We start from the raw sequence: 24634 nt of genomic DNA on the forward strand, positions 1-24634 counted from the left end.
AAAGGAAACGGGGAGCGGCCAATCGCGGGTTTCCGCTGGCCGGGCCCAATTCTACAAAGACCCGGCGTTTTTCGGGATAATATCTCCGCTCGTCGTTTATCGCTCACCGCCCCATGTTCCGTTTCATCGCCATCTTTCTCGGCATGCTCGTCGCGCTGTTCGCGATCGAGTTGCTGCAGCCGGTGCAGCGGCACGTCATCGTCCCGTTCACGGGTGCCCTCGCGCACGTGGCGGTGTGGATCATGCAATTGTTCGACGGCAACGTCGTCGCCCAGCTCAACAGCATCCGCCGCGGCATCGATGGCCCGGGCATCGAGATCGTCGCCGGCTGCAACGGCGTCGAGGCGGTGCTGATCCTGGTCTCGGCCGTGCTCGCGTTTCCGGCACCGTGGAAGCACAAGCTCGCCGGCATCGGCATCGGCTTCGTCGCGATCCAGGCGCTCAACCTCGTGCGCATCATCAGCCTGTATTACCTGCTGCTGTGGAACCGGGTCTGGTTCGACTGGTTCCATCTCTATCTGTGGCAGGCGCTGATCATCCTCGATGCGCTCGTGTTCTGGCTGGTCTGGCTGCGCTGGCTGCCTCGCGCAAATCAGGCGCCGCCGCTTGCTGCGACCGCATAAGCCTTTCCTCGCCGCCGGCACTAGACTGGCCCGACGCACGGCGCGTTGCCGCGCGCATCGTTGATGGAGGCTGGTCTCATGACGGTAGCGAAGGTGATCGAAATTTCATCGTCCTCGTCCAAGGGCATCGAGGATGCGGTGAAGGACGGCTTGAAGCGCGCGGCGAAGACGATCAACAACATCAAGGGCGCCTGGGTCAACGACATCAAGGTGATGACCGACGATGCCGGCAAGGTGACCGAATGGCGCGTCAACATGCGCGTCAACTTCGTGCTCGACTAGAAGTTGCGGATCGCGGCAGCCCGTCGCACCCGCGGCGGGCCGGATGCGCGGCGTGCTAGCATTTCACGATGGGCACGACGCACAATCATTCCGATCCGATCCGGCTCGAGGCGATCGCGCAGTTTCGCGATTTGCTCGCCGAAGCCGGCGCCGCCGGCGAACCCGAACCGACCGCGATGACCCTGGCCACGGCCGACGCTGCGGGCCGCGTCAGCGCGCGCATCGTCCTGCTCAAGGCGGTCGACGAACGCGGCTTCGTGTTCTACACCAACTACGAGAGCGCCAAGGCGGGCGAACTCGCCGCGCATCCACAAACCGCGTTGTGCTTCCTGTGGAAGACGCTGCGCCATGTCGTCCAGGTGCGCGTCGAGGGCGAGGTCGAGAAGGCCGGAGCCGGGGAAGCCGATGCCTATTTCGCCTCGCGCCCGCGCGAGAGCCGCATCGGCGCGTGGGCGTCGAAGCAATCGCAGACGCTGCCCGATCGTGCCGAACTGGATGCACGCATCGCCGAAACCGAGCAGCGCTACGCCGGCGCCGAGGTGCCGCGGCCGCCGTTCTGGGGCGGCTACCGTCTCGTGCCCGACATGCTCGAATTCTGGTTCGGCCAGCGCGCGCGCCTGCACGATCGCGTGCGCTACGCGCGCGGCGAGCGCGGATGGCAGAAGTGCCTGCTGTATCCGTGACCTCGCGATGCCGGGGCCGCAGCGCATCGTCTGCCTGACCGAGGAGCCGACCGAGGTCCTCTACGCGATCGGCGAGGAACACCGCATCGTCGGCATCTCCGGCTTCACCGTGCGGCCGCCGCGCGCGCGCAGGGAAAAGCCCAGGGTCAGCGCATTCACCAGCGCGAAGATCGGCGAGATCCTCAAGCTCAATCCCGACCTCGTCATTGGTTTCTCCGACATCCAGGCCGATATCGCGCGCGAGTTGATCCGTGCCGGCGTCGAGGTCTGGATCAGCAATCATCGCTCGCTCGCCGGCATTCTCGACTACATCCGTCGCCTCGGTGCGCTGGTCGGTGCCGTGGACAAGGCCACGGCGCTCGTGCTCGCCGCGGAAGAAAGAATCGCGCAGGTCGAACGCCTCGCGAAGATGCTGCCGCGGCGCCCGCGCGTCTATTTCGAGGAATGGGACGAGCCGATGATCTCGGGCATACGCTGGGTCGCCGAGCTCGTGCGCATTGCCGGTGGCGACGACGCCTTTCCCGAGCTTGCGGAAAAGCCGCTGGCGCGCGACCGCATCATTGCCGATCCGGCCGAGATAGTCCGCCGCGCCCCGGAAATCATCATCGGCTCGTGGTGCGGCAAGCGCTTCCGCGCCGACAAAGTTGCGGCGCGCGCGGGTTGGGATGCGATCGCCGCGGTGCGCGACGGCGAACTACACGAAGTAAAATCGCCGATCATCCTGCAGCCCGGCCCGGCCGCGCTGTTCGATGGCCTGGAGGCCCTGCATCGTATCGTCGCGGCGTGGGCGCAGAAGGCGCGATGACCGGCACCAACGAGGGGATGAAGATGAAAACGATTGCGAAACCCGTGGCGGGCCTGGCGCTCGCGCTGATCTGTGCCGCCTGCTCGCATATTCCGTTGTTCGGCCGCGGGGGCGGCAAGGACGAAGCGGCCGCGGCGGCCCCGGCAGAGAAACCTGCGCCTGCTGCAGTGGCGAAAACCGAAGCCGCCACGCCCGCTGCGCCGCCGGCCGACGCGGTGGGCGCCCGCGGCGCGCCGACTCGAGTCGAGGCGTCCGCACCCGGACACATCGAGCTCAAGTACGCGTTCCAGTCCAGCGCGGCGCCGGATCGCGTTTACACTGCGATCATCGGTGTCGCGCGCTGGTGGGACTCGAGCCACACCTACTCCGGCAACGCATCGAACCTGTCGCTGGATGCGCGCGCGGGCGGCTGTTGGTGCGAACAGCTCGCCGACGGCGGCAGCGTGCAGCACATGACCGTGCTGTCGGCGATGCCCGGGCGCATGCTGCGGCTGTCCGGCGGGCTCGGTCCGTTGCAGGCCGCACCGGTGACCGCGGTGATGACCTGGACGATCAAGCGCGCCGGTACCGGCAGTGAAGTCGGCATGAGCTATCTTGTCGATGGCTACTACCCGGGCGGGCTCGACAAGGTGCGCGACGACGTCGACGCCGTGCTGAGCCAGCAGGTCGAGCGGTTGCGCGCCTACGTAGGCACGCACTAGAGACCTGCATTTGGGCGCGAGGAACGGGTTCAGCAAATCTTCGCGAGCAGGGCCTGCTGCGCCGAATGCGGCTTGTCTCCGCCTGGCGTCGTGCGCTCGTAGTTGCCGTCGGCCTTGAGCACCCACGCCTGGGTGTTGTCGGCGAGGTAGTTGGCGAGTGCTTCGTCGAACACGCGCCCGGCCAGGTCGGGGTCGAGGATCGGGAAGCCGGTCTCGATGCGGCGCAGCAGGTTGCGCTCCATCCAGTCCGCGCTGGAACAGTAGATCTCCGGTTCGCCGCCGTTGGCGTACCAGTAGACGCGGCTGTGCTCGAGGAAGCGGCCGACGATCGAGCGCACGCGGATGTTCTCCGAAATGCCCGGCAGGCCCGGTCTCAGCGTGCACGCGCCGCGTACGATCAAGTCGATGCGCACGCCGGCCATCGACGCCTTGTACAGCAGTTCGATCACGCTCGGTTCGTTGAGCGCGTTCATCTTGGCGATGATGCGCGCGGGCCTGCCGGCTTTCGCGTGTTCGATTTCGCGCTCGATCTTTTCCATCACGCTCTTGTGCAGCGTAAACGGCGATTGCAACAGACGCTTGAGCTTGATCACCGGGCCGAGACCGGATAGCTGCTGGAACAGCTTGTGCGCGTCCTCGCCGATGTCGTTGTCCGCAGTCATCAGGCCGAAGTCGGTGTAGATGCGCGAGGTGACCGTGTGGTAGTTGCCGGTCGACAGGTGCACGTAGCGGCGCAGGCCGGCCTTCTCACGGCGCACGATCAACAGGATTTTCGCGTGAGTCTTGTAACCGACCACGCCATAGACGACCTGCACGCCGGCTTCCTGCAGGCGGTTGGCGAGTGAAATGTTCGCCTCCTCGTCGAAACGCGCGCGCAGTTCGACGACGACGGTGACGTCCTTGCCCGCGCGCGCCGCATCGATCAACGAGTTGACCAGCGGCGAATCGTTGCCGGTGCGGTACAGCGTCTGCTTGATCGCGAGCACGTTCGGGTCGGCTGCGGCTTCCTTGACCAGTTCGATTACCGCGCCGAACGATTCGTACGGATGATGCAGCAGGATGTCGCGCTCGGCGATCGCATCGAACAGGCTGCGTTCAAGGGTGATCGGTGCGATCAGGCGCGGGGTGAATTTCGGGAACTTGAGGTCGGGCCGCTCGACCTGGTCGTAGATCGCGGTGATGCGATGCACGTTGACCGGGCCGGGCAGGCGGTACACGTCCGACTCGCCGAGCTCGAAGTTGTGCATCAGATAATCGGCGACGGGTTTCGGACAGGTGTCGGCGATTTCCAGGCGCGCCGCCTTGGCGAAGCCGCGGCCGCGCAGCTCGTCGCGCAAGGCGAGCGCCAGGTTCTCGACGTCGTCCTCGTCGACGAACAGTTCGCTGTTGCGGGTGACGCGGAACTGGTATGCGCCGGTGACCTTCATGCCCGGAAACAACTCGTCGACGAACTGGTGCAGGATGCTCGACAGGAACACGAAATCGTAGGGTTTGTCCGACACGTCTTCGGGCAGGCGCACGATGCGCGGCAGCGAGCGCGGCGCGCGCAGCAGCGCCATGTGGCCCTCACGCCCGAATGCATCCTTGCCCTCGAGCGAGACGGCGAAGTTCAGCGATTTGTTGAGGATGCGCGGAAACGGGTGCGCCGGATCCAGGCCGAGCGGCGAGAGCACCGGCAACACTTCATTCTGGAAGTAGCCCTGCAGCCAGCGCGTCTGTTTGGACGTCCACTTGTCGCGCGCGATGAAGCGGATGCCCTCGCGGTCGAGTTCGGGCAGCAGCGTGTCGTTCCAGAACGTGTACTGCGCGTGGACCAGGTCGAGCACGCGCGAGCGGATGCGCGCGAGCAACTCGGCCGGCGAGGTGCCGTCGGGCCCGGCCTTGGCATCGCCGAATGCGAGGTGATGGCGCAGGATCGCGACCTGGACTTCGAAGAACTCGTCGAGGTTCGAGTTGGAGATGCACAGGAAACGCATGCGCTCGAGCAGCGGCACCGACGCGTCCTGCGCCTGGGCGAGCACGCGGAAATTGAATTCGAGCTGGGCGAGTTCGCGGTTGAGATAAAGCGCGGGGTCGTGCAGGTTGCGCGCCGCCGCAGCGGGGTCAGGAGCCGCGGCTGAAATGCCCTGTGCCGCGGCGGCAGGACCGAGGGCCGAGGATTGCGGGCTGGCGGCCGTCCCGAGTACGTCGGAGCGTTTGGCGTTCATGGCAATTCGTCGTGGATCCGTGTGAGCATCGTCTATTGAGTGCCGGTCTTCAACCCTTCTTTCTCCGGTGCCAGCAGGCGCTCGCGCGCGAATACGCAGGAGAAGGTGCTGCCGACACCGAGCTCGCTTTCGATTTCGAGGCGTGCCTGATGCAGCTGCAGCACATGCTTGACGATGGACAGGCCAAGTCCGGTGCCGCCCGATTCGCGCGAGCGGCTGGTCGAGACGCGGTAGAAGCGCTCGGTGATGCGCGGCAGGTGCTCGGCCGGGATGCCGTAGCCGGTGTCGGCGACGGCGAAGCGTGCGCCGTCACCCGCGGTCGTCCGCCAGGAGATCTCGATGCGTCCACCCTCCGGCGTGTAGCGCACCGCGTTGGAGACGAGGTTGGAGAATGCGCTGTGCAGGTAGTCGGTCGAGCCGCACAAGTCGGATTCGCAGCCGGGCACGATGTTTATGTGGTGGCGGCCCTGCGACAGGCCTTCGGCTTCGCGCTTCAGCGTCGACAGCAACGCGCGCATCGACACGCGCTCGCTGTCGTTGATCTGCTGCTGCGCTTCGAGGCGCGACAGCGTGAGCAGATCCTCGACGATCTGGGTCATGCGTCGCGACTGCCCACGCAGGTCGGCGAGCACCGGGGCGAGTTGCGGCATGACTTCGGGTTCGAGCATCTCGAGGTATCCGTGCAGCACGGTCAACGGTGTACGCAGTTCGTGTGACACGTTGGCGACGAAGTCGCGACGCACCTGTTCCAGTCGCGCGAGCGGAGTCATGTCGCGCACGACGAGCAGGCTGTGGTCGTAGGAATACGGGATCAGGCGTAACGACAGGCGCACCGCGTCGTCGGCGTTCGAGGCGGCGTCGCGCAGCGGTTCGCGCGTCGGATCATCCTCGAGCCAGGCCTGGGCCGGCACCGGCAGGAAGTCGTTGACATGCGCGCCGCGGTCGCGCGGGGAAGCCATGCCGAGCAGACGCGCGGCCGCTTCGTTGAACCAGACCACGCTGCGCCCGCGGTCAAGCACGACGACGCCATCGGGCAGCGCCGCTGCACCCTCGCGGAATGCGCGCAGGAGGTTGACGAGGCGCCGCTTGCGCGAACGTTCAGCGCGCAGCTTCATGTACAGGTAGGTGGAAATGTCGGACCACACACCGCGATCCTCCGGTGGTGGCGTGCGCTGACGCGAACGCAGCCAGGACTGAAGCCGGTAGAGGCTGAGCAGCGACCACAGCGAGTAGCCGAGCAGGACGGCGATCAGCGTGTATCCGACCATGCCCAGCCACCAGCCGAGCACAAGCGCGACCGCCAGCAGGACGAAGAAACGTCCCAGCGAGACTTGCCACGCGTGGCTTTGCAGGAATTGCAGCTGCATTGGCTTGGTGAAGCAGACGTGCGATGCGCACAATTATACATTTACTTGTGCGATCGTCCCTGATCGCGAAAGTCCGGAAGTGGCCATCCTCGGCCGCACGTCTCGATGGAAGAGCAGCATTGTGCAGCCGGCCGTGCATGGGGCTATGCGACGGGCGTGGTCGAGAATCGATAGCCCGCGCCACGCACGGTCTGCACGAGGCCGTCGCAACGGTGCGGTTCGAGAGTCTTGCGCAGACGCCGGATATGCACGTCGACGGTGCGCTCCTCGACGTAGACGCTGCCGCCCCAGACGTAGTCGAGCAACTGGCTGCGCGAGTAGACGCGCTCCGGGTGGGTCATGAAAAAGTGCAGCAGGCGGTATTCGGTCGGACCGATCGGCACGCTGTCCTCGCCCGCGTAGACGCGGTGCGCGGCGCTGTCGATCTTCAGTGCGCCGGCCTCGATCACGCCGTCGGAATCGATGCCATGGGTGCGGCGCATGACCGCGTTGATGCGAGCGATCAGTTCGCGCGGGGAGAACGGCTTGACCACGTAGTCATCGACGCCGGCTTCGAGGCCGCCGACGCGGTCGGTCTCCTCGCCGCGCGCCGTCAGCATGATGATCGGCACGTCGCGCGTGAGTTCTTCCTTGCGCAGGCGGCGGGCGAGATCGAGGCCGCTCATGCCGGGCAGCATCCAGTCGAGCAGGATCAGATCGGGCACGCGCTCGACGATCATGGTCTGTGCGGCGCGCGCGTCGGCGGCGTGGCTCGGTTCCATGCCGGCCTTGCGCAGGGCGAAGGCGACCATGTCGCGGATCGCGGGTTCGTCTTCGACGATCAGGATGTTTTTTTGCACGCGGTCAATCCATTGGCGCGGGGCGCGCGCTTTATGACAGATTGCGGTATTTCAAACGTCAATTGTTACGATTGAATGACGCCGCGCCGCAATTGCCCCCGGAACCCGAATCCTGCGCCGGTTCGGCGGACAGTTTCGAGGCGCGCGAATCGGCGAGCGATGCGTCGAAACGCCGGTCGAACGCGCTCGTCGTTCCGTCCGCACGCGCGAAGGCATCTTTCTGCGCGGCGGTCGAGTCGCTGTGCACGCTGAAACTCAATCCGGTTTTCGGCTTGAGGCAATCGCTGTCCGCGGTGAGCTTGCCCTGGTCCTCGGGACGGATCTTGTGCCGGCGATAGTCGAGCACGAGCGGGGTCATCGCCGCGATCAGCGCTTCGACGCGCGTGCGCTGGTAGTAGTCGAGATCGCTGCGCCTGGAGATATCCTTCAACTGGTTGAGCGCGTCTTCGGCGCGGCCGTTGAGATAGGCGGCGGTCGCATGTGCTTCGCCGGCACGCACGGGGTCACCGGCGAGTTCGCAGGCGCGCGCGAAGGTGGTCTGCAGCGCCGGGTCCTCGTCGTCCTTTGCCAGTTGCGGGCGCAGCAATTCCTGCGCCCGCTTGCCGGCGGCCTTGTCGCCGTATTGGAGCAAGGCGTCGGCGTAGGCGAGCGCGAGTGCGCGATTGTTCGGAAACGACTTCTGCGCATGCGCGTAGCGTTGCAGGGCCGCGTCGCGCGCGCCGGAGTGCAGTTCGGCGTCACCGAGCGCGATCTGGAAAACGAGGTTCTCCGGCTCCGCCGCGGCGAGTTTCTGCAGCGGCTCGATCGCCTGTTTCGCCTTGCCGCCCTGGATCAGCGCGAGCGCGTGGCCGTAACGGTTGGCCGGTGTGTCGAATTCCCTGTGGTTGCGCAGATTGTCGGCATAGTAGGTGACCAGCTCGCCCGGGCGCGGGCTGGCCAGCACGCGCACGCGCTCGCGCATGAGTTCGTAGTAGGCCTGCGCGCGCGTGCGCTGTTCGGCGGTCGGCTGAACCGGACGCAGCGTGCCCGGATTTGGCCGCGCCGCGGGGCCGATCGAGGCGAGCAGCGAGCCGGTCGCGATCACGGCGGGCCTGCCTGTGCCGTCCTTCGTCGCGCCGCCGTTTCCTGCATTGCCTTCGGCGGCCGCCTGAACATTGGCCACTCCGGCCAGTTCCTTCGGCGCCGCCTGCACGTCGCCGACCGTGACCACCGGGCGGTACTCCTTCTTGATCTGTTCGGCGCGCGCCTTCGCCTCGCTGATGCGCGTGGTCGTGACTGGATGGTCCATGAGCAGCGCCGGTATGTCGTTCTCATCGAAGCCCGGGCGCAGTGCGCGCTGCATGCGCTCGAAGAACCCGGCCATTGCGTCCGGATCGAAGCCGGCCTTGGCCAGCGTGGTGATGCCGACGCGGTCCGCTTCGGCCTCGTCGGCGCGAGTGAAGTTGATGCGCATCTGTTCGGCGAGACCTTGCACTGTCGCCAGCGCGCCGATGTCCGAATTGCTCGTGCTGTACGGACTCGACTTCGACGCCGCGACGACGGCGAGGAGCATGCCGGCCAGCATCAGCGGCGTCATCTTCTGCTCGGCTTCGACCGCGCGGATCAGATGGTTCTGGGTGACATGCGAGATTTCATGTGCGAGCACCGCGGCGAGCTCGCCCTCGGTGTCGCTGGTCGTGATCAGGCCGGCATTGACGCCGACGAAACCGCCGGGCAGGGCGAATGCGTTGATCTCGTTGTCGCGCACGATGAAGAACGTGAACGGCTGGTCCGGCTGCGGGCTGTAGGAAACGAGCTTGTAGCCGAGTGTATTCAGATAGTCCGCGAGCAGCGCATCGTCGAGCACCGCGCTCTGGTTGCGCAACTCGTGCAGCACGTAAAACCCGTATTGGCGCTGCTCTTCGGGCGAGGCGATCTTGCCCGCCGAACTGCCGAGGTTGGGCAGGCGCGTGTCCGCGGCGTAGCCATGGCTGGTGAGCACCGCGAGTGCGGCGACGAAGAGGGCAGGCAGGAAATGCTTGGCAAACATGGAGGTGACGCGAGGTAGCGGGAAATCCTGGGATCACCTTACTCCTGCAAAGGTTCCGCATCCACTGTTTGCACCCTGCGCGGTGACGTTGCGCTCAGACGGCGTTCAAGCGAGCGCGGCTCTGGAAATCCGTCCGCGCAACCCCCACACTGGCAGGGAAGCGCGCAGCGCGCGAAGGAAATCCATGATGGGCACCAGAGTCGAAATTTTCACTGGCGCGAACTGCGCCTACTGCGTCGCCGCGAAGAACCTGCTCAAGGCCAAAGGCCTCGACTACGAGGAATTCCGCATCGATCAGGATCCGGCCCGCCTGCAGGAAATGCTCAGCCGTTCGGCCAATCGGCGCACCGTGCCGCAGATTTTCATCAACGGCGAGCATGTCGGCGGTTTCGACGATCTCGCCGCCGCCGAGCGCAGCGGCAAGCTCGCGCAACTGACCGGTGCGGCGGCATGAGTGCACGCAAGCCGTCGGCAGCGGGCGGGGTTGCGTCGAAGAAAGCCGCGAAGCGCGCGCCGGCGAAGCCAGCGGCGAAGGTGCCGGACCGGATCAGGGAGTTCAGCGAGTTCCGCAAGCGCATGAACGAGCGCATCCTCGAGCACGACAACCAGGTCGTGCGGCGTTTCTTTGCGCTCGACACGCAGACGTACAGAGGCGGTGCGCTGAATCAGAAAACTAAGGAACTGCTCGGCCTCGTTGCTTCGCTGGTCCTGCGCTGCGACGACTGCATCAGCTACCATCTCGCGCAGTGCCGCGAGGCCGGCGTGGATCGCGACGAGTTCTTCGAGGCGTTCAGCGTCGGCCTCGTCGTCGGTGGATCGATCGTGATCCCGCACCTGCGCCGCGCGGTGGATTTTCTCGATCGACTTGAAACCATGCCGGCATAGCCGGCATACGGTTCATCTTTCTTCTGATGCCCGCTACCACGGCTTCGCAGCAACGGCGATAATAGGCGGCTCCATCCTTGCAGAACGCGAGCACCAGATGACTACCACGATTGCGGTGATCCCCGGCGACGGCATCGGCCCGGAGATCATGCAGGCGACCTTGCGCGTGATCGACGCGCTCGGTCTCGACATCAAATACGATTTCGTCGAGGCCGGCGTCGCCGCACAGAACAAGTTCGGCGAGCTGCTGCCGCAGGCCACACTGGACGCCATTGCCAGGCACAAGGTTGCACTGAAGAGCCCGTTGACGACCCCGGTCGGCGAAGGCTTCACCTCGATCAACGTCGCCTTGCGCAAGAAGTTCGACCTGTACGCGAACGTGCGTCCGGCGATCTCGTTCCCCGGCACCAAGTCGCGCTACGAGAACATCGACATCCTCACCGTACGTGAAAACACCGAGGGCGCCTACATCGGCGAGGGCCAGCAGGTGTCGGCGGACGGCGAGACCGCGACGCTGACGCAGAAGATCACGCGCAAGGGCTCCGAGCGCATCGTGCGCTACGCGTTCGACCTGGCGCGCAGCGCCGGGCGCAAGAAGGTCACGATCGTGCACAAGGCGAACATCCTGAAGTCGACCTCGGGTTTGTTTCTCAAGGTAGCGCGTGAAGTCTCGGCGCAATACCCCGAGATCGAGCACAACGAGATGATCGTCGACAACACCTGCATGCAGCTGGTGATGAATCCGTGGCAGTTCGACGTGATCGTGACCACGAACCTGTTCGGCGACATCCTCTCCGACCTGTGCGCCGGCCTCGTCGGCGGCCTCGGCCTCGCGCCGGGTGCGAACATCGGCAGCGATGCGGCGATCTTCGAGGCCGTGCACGGCTCCGCGCCAGACATCGCCGGCAAGGGCATCGCAAATCCCTGCGCGCTGTTGCTCGGCGCCTGTCAGATGCTCGGCCATCTCGGCCACGAGGTGGAGGCGAACCGGGTGCGCGGCGCGATGCGCGCGACGATTGTGGCCAGGGATAGGGTCACGCCCGACCTCGGCGGCAACGGCACCACGGACAGTTTCGCCGAGGCGTTGATCGAACGCATGAAATGACGAAAAAGCCCGGCTTGAAGCCGGGCTTTCTGCATGGGCGCAGGCGATTCAGGGTTGTTGCGCGACGCCGATGTTGTAGATCCGCACGTTGTTGCGCACGAATGCACCGCCGGGCAGGTTGGCGTTGATCGTCGCCGTGTCGTTCGCCGGATTCGAAGCGTCGAGATTCAGCGTGATCGTGCCGATCTGCACCGGATTCTGCTTCACCGGCGTACAACTGCGGCAGTAGCCTGCGGCGTTCTGCATCAGCGGGATAGGCTGGCCGTTGACGAACGGCAGTGCGTTGGCCACGGCCCACACCGGCTTGCCGCTGGCGTCGCCGAAGTAGAAGTCGAGCGCGACTTGGTTGCCCTGGCTGCCGCGATTCACGTCGAGCACCGAAAAGCCCCAGCCCGAGTCGCTGGAGCCGCCGTAGTAGAGGCCGCCCAGATCGGGCGAGGCGTTCTGCGCGAGCGTGGTCAGCGGCTGGATGCACCAATCGCCCTGTTCGAGCGTGTTGGGTGGGCTGCTCTGGTCGACGAACTTCCAGCTGAGCACGCCGAGCAGGAGACCCGCGTTGACTTCGGCGCTGCGATCGATGGCGCGGCAGGCCGGCGAATTCGCGGCCTGGTTGAAGTCGACGACGATGCTGCCGCCGGTGACCGCGACCGGCGTCGCTTTCTTCGCCACCGGGTCGTAGTGCATGCGCACCAGCGTGCTGCCGTCGGGGCCGATGATTGCCGGCACGTAGACGCCGTCGACGACATGACCCTGCGACTGGAATATCTCCACCGCGCCGCTCGCATCGTAGGTGTAGAAGATCAGGAAGTAGTTGTCGCCGAGATCGTCATGACCGACGAAACGGAAGTCGAGACCGTGACCGCTGTGTGCGCGGTCGTACCAGATGCCGGTGAACGGCTTGGCGAACGTCGCCGCGGGCGCCGGCGCGTTCGACCAGCCCATCGCTGCGAGCATCGGCTGGGCGAGGCCCATCATGCGCGACTGGCCGGCGTTGTAGAACGCGTTCATCAGATCGCCCTGCTGCACCGTATGCGACAGGGTAGAGCCGACCGAGGTACTGCAGGCCGTGGTCTTGGTCACGTCGCAGGGTGCGTACAGGCTGGGGAAATTGTTCGGCGCGGGGCCGGTTGCCTGGTTCGCGGACGAGTTCACCGCGAGCGGGTCGGACCAGCGCAGCAAGGTCGGCGCAAAACGCGTGCCGGTGCTGGTCGTGGTCACGGTGTTGCCCGACGTCATCGCCGCGGCGCGGGCCGCATTGTTCGGCTGGCTGTTGAGTTCGTAGCCGAAGAACGGCGTATAACTCTGCATGTCGGCGCCGACGTCGACGATGCTGTCGCCGAACACGTCGTCCCAGGGGCCGAGGTCATAGTTCTGGTAGGTGACCGTCGTCGCGCTCTTGGTAATGCCGGCGCGCGCACCAATCGGCCCTGCGCTCGGGTCGGTGTTGGCGAGACCGAGGAAGCCGAGGCCATGGGTGATCTCGTGCATCGCGATGGCGATGAAATCGGACGAGTTCGTGCTGTTGTCCGGGGTATAGCCGAAATAGAACGGGCTGCCGCCGAGCACGCCGGCCGTGCCGATGTCGGAGTTGAACGTGATTTCGACGACATCACCGTCAACGCCGACGCAACTGCCGCCGAGCGCGCCGCACGGGGTCGTACCGCCCATGCGCGCGATCTGCGTGTTCGAGTACCAGGTATACCTTTTTGCCAGCCAGGGCATGGGGAAGCTGGTATCGGTGAACGCGAGGCTGGTCGAGGAGGCATGCGCGAGGGTCGCGCGCGTGGCGGTACCGCCGAGGTGCGCCCAGCAGGCATGCACCGTGATCGGGACGGGTGAATTGAGCTGTTGCGCGAGCTGCTGCACGGCATATTGCAGCGCGTTCTTGCGCTGGTCGCCGAGCGTCGTGCCCGGATTGCCGCCGACCGCAGATGCCGCGGTCGCGTCCGACCAAGGAGCAACATCGCAGCTCTGCGTCGGGTCGGTGGAGTTGGTGCTCGGATTGCCGAAATCGAGTGCGATGTTTGCGGTCGCCACCGTGGTCGATGGGGTCGCGGTCAGCGTTGCGGTCGCGCTCGACTTCGAACCGTTGATCGCGGTGATGTACCAGCGTCCGGCGGTCAACGGAATCGTGCTCGCGTTGGTGACCACGATCGATTCGTTCGATGATGAACTCATCGAGTGGTATTGCGCGTAGCGCTGGATCATGTCGTAGCTCAGGCACGGCGGCGCGGTCGCCGCGGTCGAGCAGTTGGCCGTGTCGGGGAATGGTGAACCGTAGCGCAGGAACAGGTCGACGTCGCCGCCGCTCCCCGTCATGTTGACGGTGAGCTGCTTTGCCGAGGCGTCGACGTCGATGTACGCGTTCGTGATCAGGGTGTTGGCGCCAAAATTCACGGTGAGTGGAGTTCCCGGCGTCAGTGCGGTTGCGGCGAAGGCAGCGGACGAAACGAGCGCGCCGAAGGTCGCGACAAAAGCGGACAGGCGGATGCGTGGGCTCATCATTGCGCCTCCGGCAGCGGTGTACGGGTCGGTGCCTTGCCCGCACGCGGATTCGGTTTTTCGACGCAGCCCACTTCGAGCGTGCCGTCGTCATTGCGCGTCGCGATCGCGGCAGTGAGTTTCGGACTGCTGACGGCGTTGCCCGCGAACGCGGGCTTTGCCGCAGTCCCGGCGCCAGGCGCCATGGCGAGCGGCTGGGCTTGCAACGGGGGCGTGTCGGCGGCGTATGCACTGCTCGCGCAGGTGGCCACTACGGCAGTGAACAGCAGGGTCATCCTCATCGCGGGCTCCTTGGGTTCGATGTCGATTTCGACACGGGGGCGGAGTCTGGCGCAGTCTGCATTACCCGATCGTTAACTGCGCCGCAGTCGATTGCGAAAGTCAGTGTGGCACGTCATGTTGCAGAATCCGTGCAGATCCGCGACCGCGCCGTTGCGCGGCAAGGAACGCGCCCTGCAGATAGCGCTCGGCGCGTTCAACCGCGGCGCGCGGCGACAGCCCAAGCGCCAGGCCGGCAGCCACGGCGGAGGCGAGAGTGCAGCCGGTTCCACGCACCGCATAATCTCGCCGGTCATGGGTGAAATCCAAATTGCTCCTGTCCGTGCTGAAATAGTCGCGAACCTGTTTGCCGTCGAGATGGCCACCCTTGATCAGCACGCCTTGCGCGCCAAGCCCGCACAGGTCCTCGGCGGCGGTGCGCATCTCTGCATGGGTGCGGATCGGGCGCTCGAGCAGGGCCTCGGCTTCGGGCACGTTCGGTGTCAATACCCGCGCGAGCGGGACAAGTTCGCGGCGCAGCACGGCGATCGCGCTGCGTGCAAGCAGGCGGTTGCCGCTGCTGGCGACGAGCACCGGATCGACGACGATGTTCGGCAGTCGATGCTGTCGCAGCCAGCGTGCCACGAGGCGCGTGTTTGCCGCGTTGCCGAGCATGCCGATCTTGACCGCGGCGATACGAAAATCCGTGCGAACCGCATCGAGCTGGGCGAGCAGGATGGCCGGCGGCAACATGCGGACCGAGGTGATTTCCCGGGTGTTTTGCGCGGTGACGGCCGTGATTGCGGTGAGCCCGTGCACGCCGCAGGCGGCGAAGGTTTTGAGGTCCGCCTGGATCCCGGCCGCCGAGCCGGAGTCTGATCCGGCGATACTCAGGACGCAGGGGGGTAGCTCGGTTCGGCTCATGTGAAAATCGGCGTGTTGTATTGATGCAACATGTTGGGATGTGCGCCGTAGTCGACTCAGCATGCGAAACCTATGGATGATGCGCTGGCGGCAGAAACTGGCGGGATGAAAGATGTTAAGTGAGTCTTGACGAAGTGTGGTTTTTTTGCCAACATTCGAGCCTGATTCGGGGAGAGATCTGGGCGTGCGTCTGGACCACATGCAGTCGATGGCTATCAAGCAACGTCTGTTTTCTGCGCTTGTCGGCGCGGTGTTGGTGTTGCCTGCCTCATTGTCGTTCGCTGCGCAGCCCGCCGGCAAGTTCAAGGGTGTTGCCAATGTGGTGCGTGCCTCGGCGCTTGAAGAGATGGCCATGTCGGGCGATCTCGTCGAAAGCTGGAGCGACTACGCGCTGAGTACGCTGAAGTCGAACTTCACCTGGGCGCGGGAGCCCGGTGAAGCAGCCGTGGAGGCGCCCACGATCTTCACCCGCACGCGCTCGAGTTGGGCACGCACGCCGGTTTCGCGTTTCCCGGATGCGTCGGTCGGGGACACGCAGCCGTTTCATGTGGCGATGCAATCGTCACGGGTTTCGGACTCGCCGATTTATGCGGCCGCGACCGACGCCGGCAATCTGTTGCCGGATCTTTCGCCCGGCCTGCGCCGCACGATCGTCGCGCCATCGTTTACCCAACCCGTGGACAACCTGGGCTACTGGCGATTCTCGCTGATTCTCGCCTACCAGAAGTTCAGCCTGTTCGCGCCGCTGCAGGGGTCGCAGTCGGCGTTCGGCGTCGACGGTTGGGCGTGGGAGGAGAGCCAGGTTGCGCTGCGCCACAAGGAAAATTCCGTCGGCTTCGGCACGCGCCTCGATATCGGCGGCAGGCTGGCGAAGGATCTGGACTGGCGTGCCGGCTATCAGTCGCGCGTGGCAATGGACAATTTCTACACCTACCGCGGAATTTTTGGCCAGGCTGGCAGCTTCGATATTCCCGCGAGCGGAAATATCGGCGTGGATTGGACTCCGGCGCGCAATCTGCGCCTGAGTGCCGATCTCGAGCACGTGATGTATGCACAGGTCGCGCCGTTTGCCGGCTACTCGCTGCCGGCGCAGTTTCAGCGTTACGTTTATCTTTCCAGTCGTGCGCTCGCTTGGGAGAACCTCGACATCTACTCGGTCGCGGCGGCTTGGCGCAACGCGGTGCTGGGAGAGTTGACCGTACGTTTCAGCACGCGCGAACAACCGCTGCCCAATCTGCCCGTGCTCCAGCACTTGCTGCAGCCGAACCTGGCGTCGCACGACTGGGAATTCGACTACGCGCGCGCGCTCGGCGATCGGTCGATGTTCCGTTTCCGCGCCGTCTACGCGCCGCTTCAACTGCTCGGCATTCCGAGTTACACGGCAGACGGCAACTTTGGCGCAAACCGGATGCGCTACGAGGCGTTGCTGACCACGTCGTTCTGAAGCCGCCGCGGGCGCGGACGTGTTCCCCCGCCAAATCCGGCTATCCGTTTGTTTTACCCGGCAATTGTGCTAGGCTCGCGGAGCCCGGGCAGGTGCGCTGCTGCGGGCAGACGATTACCAAAACTACTAGAAACAAAATCAAGATCAGATGGCTTTGCGTGCCTTCATCGCCGCAAGTTTGCTTGTTGTCGCCGGTTTTTGCCGTGCGCAGGCCTTCAGCGTGGGCGATCCATCGGCCGTGGACGGTTCTGCGACGATTTACCGGATCAACCTGGCCAGCCGGTCGGTTTCGGTCGCAGGCACTGCCGGCAATGGCGGCAACGGTCAACCCATCGTTGCTGTAGGCGCTTTGACCTTTAGCCCAGCCGACGGCAATTTGTACGCACTGGCATTGACGGGAGCCGCAACTCCGACGCTGGTCACCCTGAGCCAGAGTACGGGCAAGGCTGCGACGGTAAGCCAGGTTGCAGGAGTGGCGTCCACTTCGGCAAAAGGCCTTTCGCTTTCGTTCGATTGCAATGGACGGTTGTGGATGGCGTCTGCCGACAGCAACAATTTTTGGGAGATCATTCCGGGTACCGGTCAAACCAAGCTTGTCGGCAATCTCGGCGTGAAGATCACGGGTCTCGCTTTTCGCAACGGAGTCTTGTGGGGAGTTGGTGGCAGCGGCAATGCGAATTTGTACACGATTGCCACCGACAGCGGAAAGGCGACATCGATGGGGGCATACGGCGTTGCGGTGTCCACGCCGGTGGATGTGGGCTTCGATGCCGCGGGTACCCTTTGGGCGTTGCTACGAAACTACGACGGCTTCAATCCGCCGACGCAACTCAATCGCCTGGCGCAGATCAATCTCGCCACCGGCGCAATGAGCATTGCCGGTACGGTAGCGAACCCTTCGACCGGTTCGGCGCTGCCCGAAACCTTCCAGGGATTGGCGACGGCGCCGCCAGTGTGCGCTGCTGATCCGCCCCCCTCTTCGACCGTCGGTGCGCCGATACTTTCGCGGGCGGGGGTGGCGGCGTTGATCCTGTCGCTGCTGCTTGCCGTGTGGTCGGTGGTCTACGCACGGCAACGGAACTGATTCGCGGCCGACTGTCGGGTCGAAGGGCAGTCAACGAGGAATGCGAACTGAACGGCGCCTGCGATGATGCTGAACGCGCCGCAGCCCTCGACTGTTTTGACGTATCATTCCGCGCTCGTAATCCGAACACAGGTGCAAGCATGAGCAAGGCGTCCAGCGCGGGTTCGCTGAAGATGTCGCTGGAGTTGTCTGGCGCAAACAGGTCCCACGGAAAGTTCGGCAACACGAAACGTTCTTTGGCAACTCTGTGCCTGGCCCTGTTCGCGCCGCTCGCGTCCGCCGCTCCGTTCGCCTACGTCGCCAATTATTCCGGTTGCACCGTGGATACGACGACCTACGCGGGTTGCGTGACCGTGCTGGATGTCGCCCTGCCGACCAGCCAGGTCGTCGCGACCATCCATGCGACGACGGCAACGTCGACGACGCCGGCCACCGGTACGGGACCGCTTGGCGTCGCGATCAACCCCGCCGGAACCCGCGTCTACGTAGTCAACTATGGCGACAGCACGGACTTGAAGACGGCGGGCACGGTGTCGGTCATCGACTCCGACCCGACCTCTGCAACGCTCAACACGGTGATCGCTTCGATTGCCGTTGGCGTGCGGCCGCAGACAGTCGCGGTCAATCCCAACGGTGCAACAGTCTATGTGACCAACAGCGTCGGCAACACGGTTTCAGTGATCGATGCCGCGGCGAACAAGGAAACGGCCAAGATCACGGTCGGCGGTGTGCCGGTCGGTGTCGCCTTCACTCCGGACGGGAAAAAAGCGTACGTCACCCTGGCCGACAAGAGCCGGGTCGCGGTGATCGATGCAACGACGAACACGGTTTCGAGCGCGACGATTGCGCTGACATCCAACAATCCCGTGGGCATCGTGGTCAATCCGGCGGGCACGTTCGCCTATGTCGCCAACTATGGTCAGGGCGACTACAAGCAGGTTGGTACCGTGTCGGTGATCGATACAACCAAGGATGCCGAGGTTGCCGTGATTCCGGTCGACATCGGCCCGCTCGGCATCGCAACTTCGCAGGATGGCGGCAAAGTGTATGTTTCCAACTATGTCAGTGGCACCGTATCCGTCATCGACGCGGCAACGAACAAGGTAACCGCCGAATTGTTGGTAGGTACCGGCCCGTTGGGCATCTCAGTGGATTCCAATGGGACCTACGCCTACGTCAACAACGCCAGCGGCGCTTCGGTGGCGGTGATCGATCTGGCAACGAATACCCTGCGCGCATCCTGGGTGAGCGGCGGCACCGGGCCGAATTACAGCGCGATTACCAGTTCGGCCGGGTTGTCGGTGAATCTCAATCAGCGCGGCCTTACCGGCTCGTGGTACAACGCGAGTGTGAGCGGTCAGGGCCTCGTGCTCGAATCGAGCCCGGACGTGGGTGGGGCCGGCCACGGCAGGCTGTTTGCGGGCTGGTTCACCTACGATACCACCGCGGCAGGTGGGCAGCGCTGGTATTCGCTGCAGGGCGACGTCAACAGCACCGACAAGGTTGCGGCGTTGACCATCTACGCGGGAACGGGAGGCAGTTTCAACGCGGGCCCGGCGGTGGTTCCGGTCGTGGTCGGCCAGGCGACGCTCCAATTCACCGATTGCGCACATGGCATTTTGCGTTACACCTTCAGCGACGGCAGCAATCGCAAAGGCTTCATTGCACTGGATCGACTGACGGGCGGCGCGACGTGCACAACCAGCGGGGACAGCGGTCCGGCTGGCGGTGGCGATCAGTACTCGGGCAGTTGGTACAACCCCAATACCAGCGGTCAGGGCCTTGTTCTCAACGTCGATCAGACCAAGACGCCGGGGCCGATTCTTTTCGGCGGCTGGTTCACTTATGCGCCGAACGGGCAGCAGATTGGCGGCGGGGCGAGCCAGAACTGGTTCACGATCCAGTCGAGCGGCGCACCGACCCAGGTCAATTCGTACGGTGCGGCCATCGTTTCGGGTTCCGGTGGCGCCTTTCTGGATCCCACAAGCAAGGTGACGACCACGACGGTCGGCTCGGCGAATATCTTGTTCACCAGCTGCACGACGGCGAGTTTGACTTACAGTTTCACCGCGGGAGCCAATCAGGGTCTCGGTGGAACGCAGAATCTCGTGCGGCTCGGGCCGCCGCCGGCCGGTTGTCAATGATCGCTGAAACGGCCGCTGAGAAGCGGCCGTTTTTCTTCGGCATCGACAGGAAGGGGAGTTACAACATTTCCGACGCGTAGTCGGCCAGCCGCGAACGTTCGCCGCGGCGCAGGGTGATGTGCGCGGAATGCTGCCAGTCCTTGAAGCGGTCGACGGCGTAGGTCAGGCCCGAGGTCGTTTCGGTCAGGTAGGGCGTGTCGATCTGCTCGACGTTGCCGAGGCAGACGATCTTGGTGCCGGGGCCGGCGCGCGTGATCAGCGTCTTCATCTGCTTCGAGGTCAGGTTTTGCGCCTCGTCGATGATCAGGTAGCGGCTGAGAAAGGTGCGGCCACGCATGAAATTCATCGCGCGGATCTTGATGCGCGAGGCGAGCAGGTCGTTGGTCGCCTGCCGGCCCCAGGCGCCGCCCTCCTGCGGCGTGGCGAGCACCTCGAGATTGTCGGTCAGCGCACCCATCCATGGCGTCATCTTTTCCTCCTCGGTGCCGGGCAGGAAGCCGATGTCCTCGCCGACCGAGACTGTCGCGCGCGTCATGATTATTTCGCGGTAGCGCTGCGTATCCATCGTCTGCGCGAGGCCCGCGGCGAGCGCAAGCAGGGTCTTGCCAGTGCCGGCCGTGCCGAGCAGCGTAACGAAATCGACTTCCGGGTCCATCAGCGCGTTGAGGGCGAAATTCTGTTCACGGTTGCGCGCGTGCACGCCCCACACCGCGTGCGAACCGCGATAGTCGTCGATGATCTGCAGCGTGGCCTTGCCTTCGGCGACGCGCAGTACGCGCATTTCGATCTCGTCTTCGCCGGGCAGGTAGACGAATTCCTGCGCGACCCAGGCCTCGTCCTTTTTCAGCTTGATCTCGTAGAACGTATGCCCGCGCTCGGACCACGAACGCACTTCGGAATGCTTTTCCCAGAAATTCGCCGGAAGTTCGTTGTAGCCCTTGTACAGCAGGCTGAAGTCATCGAGTGCGCGGTCGTTCTCGTAGTCTTCGGCGGTGATGCCGTAGATCGAGGCCTTGATGCGCAGGTTGATGTCCTTCGACACCAGCACGACGGGCACGTCGGGTCGCTGCTCGCGCAGATCGACGATAGCGGCGAGGATGAGATTGTCGGGGATGCCCTTCTTCTTCGCTGCCGCACCGTTGATGGGGGTGAAGTTCTGCGTCTGGAAGTAGAGACGACCGACCTGCGCGCCTTTCTTTTTCAGTTGCAACGTCTTCGGCAGGCGCAGTTCGAGGCCTTGCTCGATCGACTTGCTGCCGCCCTGCTCGATCAGCTCGTTGATGAAGCGGCTGACCTGGCGCACGTTGCGCGAAACCTCCGAGGTGCCTTTTTTCGCCGCATCGAGTTCTTCGAGTACCGTCATTGGCAGGAATACGTCGTGCTCCTCGAAACGGAACAGGGCGGTCGGATCGTGCATCAGTACATTGGTGTCGAGAACGTAGATGCGCTTGCCTCGGGTCATGCGATGGTCACCCTCGTTGATCGTGCGAAAGGAACGGCGCCGCAGGGTGCGGCGGGAATGTGACAGCAAAAATGTGCCCGGCGGAATCGGGTCACTTGGGCTCGGCATCCAGCACGGCGAGAACGGCATCGGCGTGGCCCTTGATCTTGACGCCGCGCCATTCGTGCTTGAGTTTGCCATCGGGGCCGACCAGGAAGGTCGAGCGCACGACACCGAGATGGCGCTTGCCGTACAGCACTTTCTCGTGGATCACGTCGAAAGCATTGCACCAGGTCTCATCGGTGTCGGCAACGAGTTCGAAGTTGAGCGCCTGCTTGAGCTTGAACTTGTCGTGCGAAACGAGGGAGTCGCGCGACACGCCAAGCACGACGGCACCGCGCCTGGCGAAATCTTTCTGCCGGTCGCGAAAATCCTGCGCTTCGAGCGTGCAGCCCGGTGTCGCGTCCTTCGGGTAGAAGTAGACGACGACGTACTTGCCCGCAAGGTCGCGCAGGCGAATCTGGACATCGTCGCCGACAGCGCCACGCAAATCCGGAACTTTGTTGCCGACTTTCATTTGTGGTCTGACACCTCAGAACTTCATCGGATCCATGATCGCATCGAGATTGAGCCCGTCACAGAATTCGAGGAAATCGTCGCGCAGCCCGGCGATGTGCGTGTCGGACGGGATGCCGATCGTGATCTGCGCCGAGAACATGTCCGCACCGGTCTGCATCGCGCGGTAGCGCGTCGATTGCAACTGCTCGATGCTGATCTGGTGGCGTTGGAAGAATTCGGCGAGCTGGAAGAGGATACCGGGCTTGTCGGCCGCGACGACCTCGACCACGTAGGGCAGCAGATTCGTCTGCACCGGTTTGGCGCCGGTACGCGAAAAGGACAGGCGCAGGCGATCGTCACGTTCGAGCCGGGTCAGCGCCGATTCGAGTTTCGCGATCGCATCCCACGGACCCTGCGCGAGTACGAGCACGGCGACTTCCTGGCCGAGCATCGCCACGCGCGATTCGGCAAGGTTGCAGCTGCAGTCGGCGATGCGTTTGGCTATGGCGACCAGCGGGGATTTGGCGTGTTCGGCGAACGCGCTGATCAACAGGTAGTTTTCGTTCGCTGCGGGGCGTTGCGCGGTGTCGGTCAAAGTCGACTCGGCAGGGGATTCGTGGATTCCGCGAGAATACTTGCCACGCCACCTACCCGCAAGTAACATCGCCGCTCCCCGAGAATTCCCTTGTCCGGCAACGAGTTCGCCTTGAAGAGTATCGTCGGCAGCACATGCGCGCTCGCCACTCCGTTCCGCGGAGGTGCGGTCGATTTCGATGCGTTCGCGAAGCTGATCGATTTTCAGCTCGAAGGCGGCACCCAGGCGCTCGTCGTTGCCGGTTCGACCGGCGAAGCGCACGCGCTCGATCAGGCCGAATACGATGGACTCCTGCGCCAGGCCGTTGCCCGTACCGGCGGTCGCATGACCATCCTCGCCGGAACCGGTACCGCGAATACGCGCAAGACCATCGAGTCGACGAAGCGCGCGCAGAGTCTCGGTGCCGATGCGGCGCTCGTCGTCGCGCCGTACTACGTGCGGCCAACCCAGGAAGGCCTGCTGCGTCACTACACTGAAGTCGCCGACCACGGCGGCTTGCCGGTCGTGCTGTACAACGTGCCGGGGCGCACCGGTTGCGACCTCAAGCCAGATGTCGTGGCGAAGCTGGCGTTGCACGAGCGCATCGTCGGTATCAAGGAGGCGGTCGGCGATGCTGCGCGCGTGGCGGCATTGGCGGCGCTCAAGAGCCCCAAGTTCGTGTTCCTGAGCGGTGATGATCCGACCGGGATGGCCGCGATGCTGGCCGGCGCCGAAGGCGTGATCTCGGTCGCCGCCAACGCCGCGCCGCGGCCGTTCCGTGCGCTGTGCGATGCGGCGCGTGCCGGCGACCGCGCGCGGGCGCAGGTTTTGCACGACGCGCTGACGCCGCTGTTCGACCTGCTGGGCGCGGAACCCAACCCGATTCCGCTGAAATGGGCGCTCGCCCATCTCGGCATCGGCACGAGCGAGTTACGCCTGCCGCTGACTAGCCTTCCGGCTGCGCACCACGCGCACGCCCGTGCGGTACTCGACGCGGTGATGCAACTTGCTGTCTCGATTCAGCCGCGGCACAGCAGTGCCGCTTAAAATCCCACTTTCCCTTCTTCAGGATGCAACCGTGAAGCGCCATTTCCCCATCCGTGGATTCGTTCCGACGCTGATCGTTGCCACCGCCTTGCTCGGCGGCTGCGGCTGGTTTCATCGTGATCGCGCCGAGTACTACAAAGGTGCGCAGGAAACCCGGCCACTCGAAGTGCCGCCCGATCTCGATACGCCATCGACGACGCGTGAGCTCGTCGTCCCGGGCGCGACGGCGACCGCTGTGGCGGGCGCATCGTCTACCGGCGTCGGCAGTGCGCCACCCAGCGTGAGTACAGGCCCGGTCGATCTGCATGTCGCCGATACGGTCGACAATGCCTACCAGCGTGTCGGCCTCGCGCTTGAGCGCGTCCAGCTCGGCAAGGTCTCGAGCAAGGACGATGCGGCACACAGCTACGCTTACGATTTCGATGGCGCAGTCACCAGTCGGCCGGCCGTGCCGCAGGAACATCACTGGTACTCGCGCATCCTGCACCCGTTCGGTGGCGACAAGGCGCAGACGCAAAGCGTGAAGGCGGCTCTGCGCGTGAACGTCACCGAGGACGCCGGCGGTGCGCGCGTCAGCGTCGTCCCGGCGCCGGGCGACAAGTCGGGCGAAGCCGCCGCGCAGCGCATGATCGCAGCCTTGCGCGAGCGCATGTCCTGAGCTTCGCACGTCGTCAGACCAAGCGAGAAGGGCGCGATTCATCGCGCCCTTCTTTTTACGGAAGCGCAACTGGGGGCGGGTTTCAGCGTTCCAGCAGCGGCAACTTGTTCGGCTTGCCGTCCCATTCCTTCGCGTCGGCCGGCGCGTCCTTGCGTACGGTCAGCACCGGCCATGACTTCGCCAGCTCCGCGTTGAGCTGGACGAAATGCTCCTGGCCAGCCGGCACGTCGTCTTCAGGATAGATCGCGTTCGCCGGGCACTCCGGCTCGCACAGGGTGCAGTCGATGCACTCCTCCGGATCGATCACGAGAAAGTTCGGTCCCTCGTGGAAACAATCCACCGGACACACTTCCACGCAGTCCGTGTATTTGCACTTGATGCAGTTTTCAGTGACGACGAAGGGCATGGCGAGTCAGAAAGCTTTTGCAGGAGCCAGTTGGAAAGATGTCCCGGCTGGAAGCGTGCGAGCGTAGC

General features: G+C 64.5%; 24 protein-coding genes. 13 read left to right on the forward strand and 11 right to left on the reverse strand.

The window, feature by feature from the left end; all coding sequences use genetic code 11:
- The first annotated feature begins 113 nt into the window (after nucleotides 1-113).
- The 5 genes from xrtH (at nucleotide 114) to AC16HO_RS04550 (ending at nucleotide 3094) form a co-directional block, all read left to right on the forward strand.
- The gene (xrtH, locus tag AC16HO_RS04530) at nucleotides 114-623 is read left to right on the forward strand and encodes an exosortase H (RefSeq protein ID WP_395641799.1); all 510 of its coding nucleotides are present in this window, start codon (nucleotides 114-116) and stop codon (nucleotides 621-623) included.
- Nucleotides 624-701: 78 nt separating this feature from the next.
- Nucleotides 702-905 carry a dodecin family protein gene (locus tag AC16HO_RS04535; RefSeq protein WP_395641800.1) on the forward strand — a complete coding sequence of 68 codons (204 nt, stop codon included), beginning with the start codon at nucleotides 702-704 and terminating at the stop codon, nucleotides 903-905.
- 68 nt (nucleotides 906-973) lie between these two features.
- Nucleotides 974-1588, forward strand: coding sequence for a pyridoxamine 5'-phosphate oxidase (gene pdxH / locus AC16HO_RS04540; RefSeq protein WP_395641801.1), 615 nt, complete (start codon nucleotides 974-976; stop codon nucleotides 1586-1588).
- 7 nt (nucleotides 1589-1595) lie between these two features.
- Nucleotides 1596-2393, forward strand: a complete 798-nt coding sequence (locus AC16HO_RS04545; protein ID WP_395641802.1) for a cobalamin-binding protein — start codon at nucleotides 1596-1598, stop codon at nucleotides 2391-2393.
- Between the two features lie 23 nt (nucleotides 2394-2416).
- Complete coding sequence (locus AC16HO_RS04550; RefSeq protein ID WP_395641803.1) at nucleotides 2417-3094, forward strand: hypothetical protein; 678 nt, start codon at nucleotides 2417-2419, stop codon at nucleotides 3092-3094.
- A 29-nt stretch (nucleotides 3095-3123) separates the two neighbouring features.
- Here the strand turns inward: AC16HO_RS04550 and ppk1 are convergent, their stop codons facing one another.
- The 4 genes from ppk1 to AC16HO_RS04570 all read right to left on the reverse strand — a co-directional run bounded on the left by ppk1 (nucleotide 3124) and on the right by AC16HO_RS04570 (nucleotide 9536).
- On the reverse strand, nucleotides 3124-5301 hold the full coding sequence (gene ppk1, locus AC16HO_RS04555; RefSeq protein WP_395641804.1) for a polyphosphate kinase 1: 2178 nt from the start codon (nucleotides 5299-5301) through the stop codon (nucleotides 3124-3126).
- Between the two features lie 32 nt (nucleotides 5302-5333).
- Nucleotides 5334-6668, reverse strand: coding sequence for a phosphate regulon sensor histidine kinase PhoR (gene phoR / locus AC16HO_RS04560; RefSeq protein ID WP_395641805.1), 1335 nt, complete (start codon nucleotides 6666-6668; stop codon nucleotides 5334-5336).
- 143 nt (nucleotides 6669-6811) lie between these two features.
- Nucleotides 6812-7507, reverse strand: coding sequence for a phosphate regulon transcriptional regulator PhoB (gene phoB / locus AC16HO_RS04565; RefSeq protein WP_395641806.1), 696 nt, complete (start codon nucleotides 7505-7507; stop codon nucleotides 6812-6814).
- Between the two features lie 58 nt (nucleotides 7508-7565).
- Complete coding sequence (locus AC16HO_RS04570; RefSeq protein WP_395641807.1) at nucleotides 7566-9536, reverse strand: M48 family metalloprotease; 1971 nt, start codon at nucleotides 9534-9536, stop codon at nucleotides 7566-7568.
- A gap of 187 nt (nucleotides 9537-9723) precedes the next feature.
- On the opposite strand from AC16HO_RS04570, the gene grxC reads away from it, so the two are divergent.
- The 3 genes from grxC (at nucleotide 9724) to AC16HO_RS04585 (ending at nucleotide 11526) form a co-directional block, all read left to right on the forward strand.
- Entirely contained in the window at nucleotides 9724-9990 is a 267-nt protein-coding gene (gene grxC / locus AC16HO_RS04575) for a glutaredoxin 3 (protein ID WP_395642156.1), read from the forward strand.
- Nucleotides 9991-10112: 122 nt separating this feature from the next.
- Nucleotides 10113-10421, forward strand: a complete 309-nt coding sequence (locus tag AC16HO_RS04580) for a carboxymuconolactone decarboxylase family protein (RefSeq protein WP_395642157.1) — start codon at nucleotides 10113-10115, stop codon at nucleotides 10419-10421.
- Nucleotides 10422-10518: 97 nt separating this feature from the next.
- Entirely contained in the window at nucleotides 10519-11526 is a 1008-nt protein-coding gene (locus AC16HO_RS04585) for an isocitrate dehydrogenase (protein WP_395641808.1), read from the forward strand.
- Nucleotides 11527-11574: 48 nt separating this feature from the next.
- Here the strand turns inward: AC16HO_RS04585 and AC16HO_RS04590 are convergent, their stop codons facing one another.
- From AC16HO_RS04590 to thiD, 3 genes are all read right to left on the reverse strand, one after another.
- Nucleotides 11575-14028, reverse strand: coding sequence for a pre-peptidase C-terminal domain-containing protein (locus AC16HO_RS04590; RefSeq protein ID WP_395641809.1), 2454 nt, complete (start codon nucleotides 14026-14028; stop codon nucleotides 11575-11577).
- Nucleotides 14028-14303 carry a hypothetical protein gene (locus tag AC16HO_RS04595; RefSeq protein ID WP_484335305.1) on the reverse strand — a complete coding sequence of 92 codons (276 nt, stop codon included), beginning with the start codon at nucleotides 14301-14303 and terminating at the stop codon, nucleotides 14028-14030. The genes AC16HO_RS04590 and AC16HO_RS04595 overlap by 1 nt, the downstream gene beginning before the upstream one ends.
- A 106-nt stretch (nucleotides 14304-14409) precedes the next feature.
- Nucleotides 14410-15210 (reverse strand): bifunctional hydroxymethylpyrimidine kinase/phosphomethylpyrimidine kinase, encoded by an 801-nt coding sequence (gene thiD / locus AC16HO_RS04600; protein WP_395641811.1) that lies wholly within the window; start codon nucleotides 15208-15210, stop codon nucleotides 14410-14412.
- Between the two features lie 184 nt (nucleotides 15211-15394).
- On the opposite strand from thiD, the gene AC16HO_RS04605 reads away from it, so the two are divergent.
- The 3 genes from AC16HO_RS04605 (at nucleotide 15395) to AC16HO_RS04615 (ending at nucleotide 19882) form a co-directional block, all read left to right on the forward strand.
- Entirely contained in the window at nucleotides 15395-16654 is a 1260-nt protein-coding gene (locus AC16HO_RS04605) for a hypothetical protein (protein WP_484335306.1), read from the forward strand.
- Nucleotides 16655-16802: 148 nt separating this feature from the next.
- Nucleotides 16803-17738 (forward strand): NHL repeat-containing protein, encoded by a 936-nt coding sequence (locus AC16HO_RS04610; protein WP_395641813.1) that lies wholly within the window; start codon nucleotides 16803-16805, stop codon nucleotides 17736-17738.
- 140 nt (nucleotides 17739-17878) lie between these two features.
- Nucleotides 17879-19882, forward strand: coding sequence for a YncE family protein (locus AC16HO_RS04615; RefSeq protein WP_484335307.1), 2004 nt, complete (start codon nucleotides 17879-17881; stop codon nucleotides 19880-19882).
- A gap of 58 nt (nucleotides 19883-19940) precedes the next feature.
- On the opposite strand, the gene AC16HO_RS04620 is transcribed toward AC16HO_RS04615, so the two are convergent.
- The 3 genes from AC16HO_RS04620 to AC16HO_RS04630 form a co-directional block, all read right to left on the reverse strand.
- Complete coding sequence (locus tag AC16HO_RS04620) at nucleotides 19941-21344, reverse strand: PhoH family protein (RefSeq protein WP_395641815.1); 1404 nt, start codon at nucleotides 21342-21344, stop codon at nucleotides 19941-19943.
- Nucleotides 21345-21435: 91 nt separating this feature from the next.
- The gene (locus AC16HO_RS04625; protein WP_395641816.1) at nucleotides 21436-21900 is read right to left on the reverse strand and encodes a peroxiredoxin; all 465 of its coding nucleotides are present in this window, start codon (nucleotides 21898-21900) and stop codon (nucleotides 21436-21438) included.
- A 15-nt stretch (nucleotides 21901-21915) separates the two neighbouring features.
- A complete protein-coding gene (locus AC16HO_RS04630) occupies nucleotides 21916-22545 on the reverse strand; it encodes a glycine cleavage system transcriptional repressor (RefSeq protein ID WP_395641817.1) in 630 nt (209 codons plus the stop codon).
- Nucleotides 22546-22587: 42 nt separating this feature from the next.
- Here AC16HO_RS04630 and dapA point away from each other — a divergent pair, with 42 nt between their 5' ends.
- The gene (gene dapA / locus AC16HO_RS04635; protein WP_395641818.1) at nucleotides 22588-23502 is read left to right on the forward strand and encodes a 4-hydroxy-tetrahydrodipicolinate synthase; all 915 of its coding nucleotides are present in this window, start codon (nucleotides 22588-22590) and stop codon (nucleotides 23500-23502) included.
- Between the two features lie 31 nt (nucleotides 23503-23533).
- Nucleotides 23534-24160 (forward strand): hypothetical protein, encoded by a 627-nt coding sequence (locus AC16HO_RS04640; protein WP_395641819.1) that lies wholly within the window; start codon nucleotides 23534-23536, stop codon nucleotides 24158-24160.
- A gap of 82 nt (nucleotides 24161-24242) precedes the next feature.
- On the opposite strand, the gene fdxA is transcribed toward AC16HO_RS04640, so the two are convergent.
- Entirely contained in the window at nucleotides 24243-24566 is a 324-nt protein-coding gene (gene fdxA, locus AC16HO_RS04645) for a ferredoxin FdxA (RefSeq protein ID WP_395641820.1), read from the reverse strand.
- Nucleotides 24567-24634: the final 68 nt, after the last annotated feature.

The organism is Rudaea sp. (genome assembly GCF_057139185.1).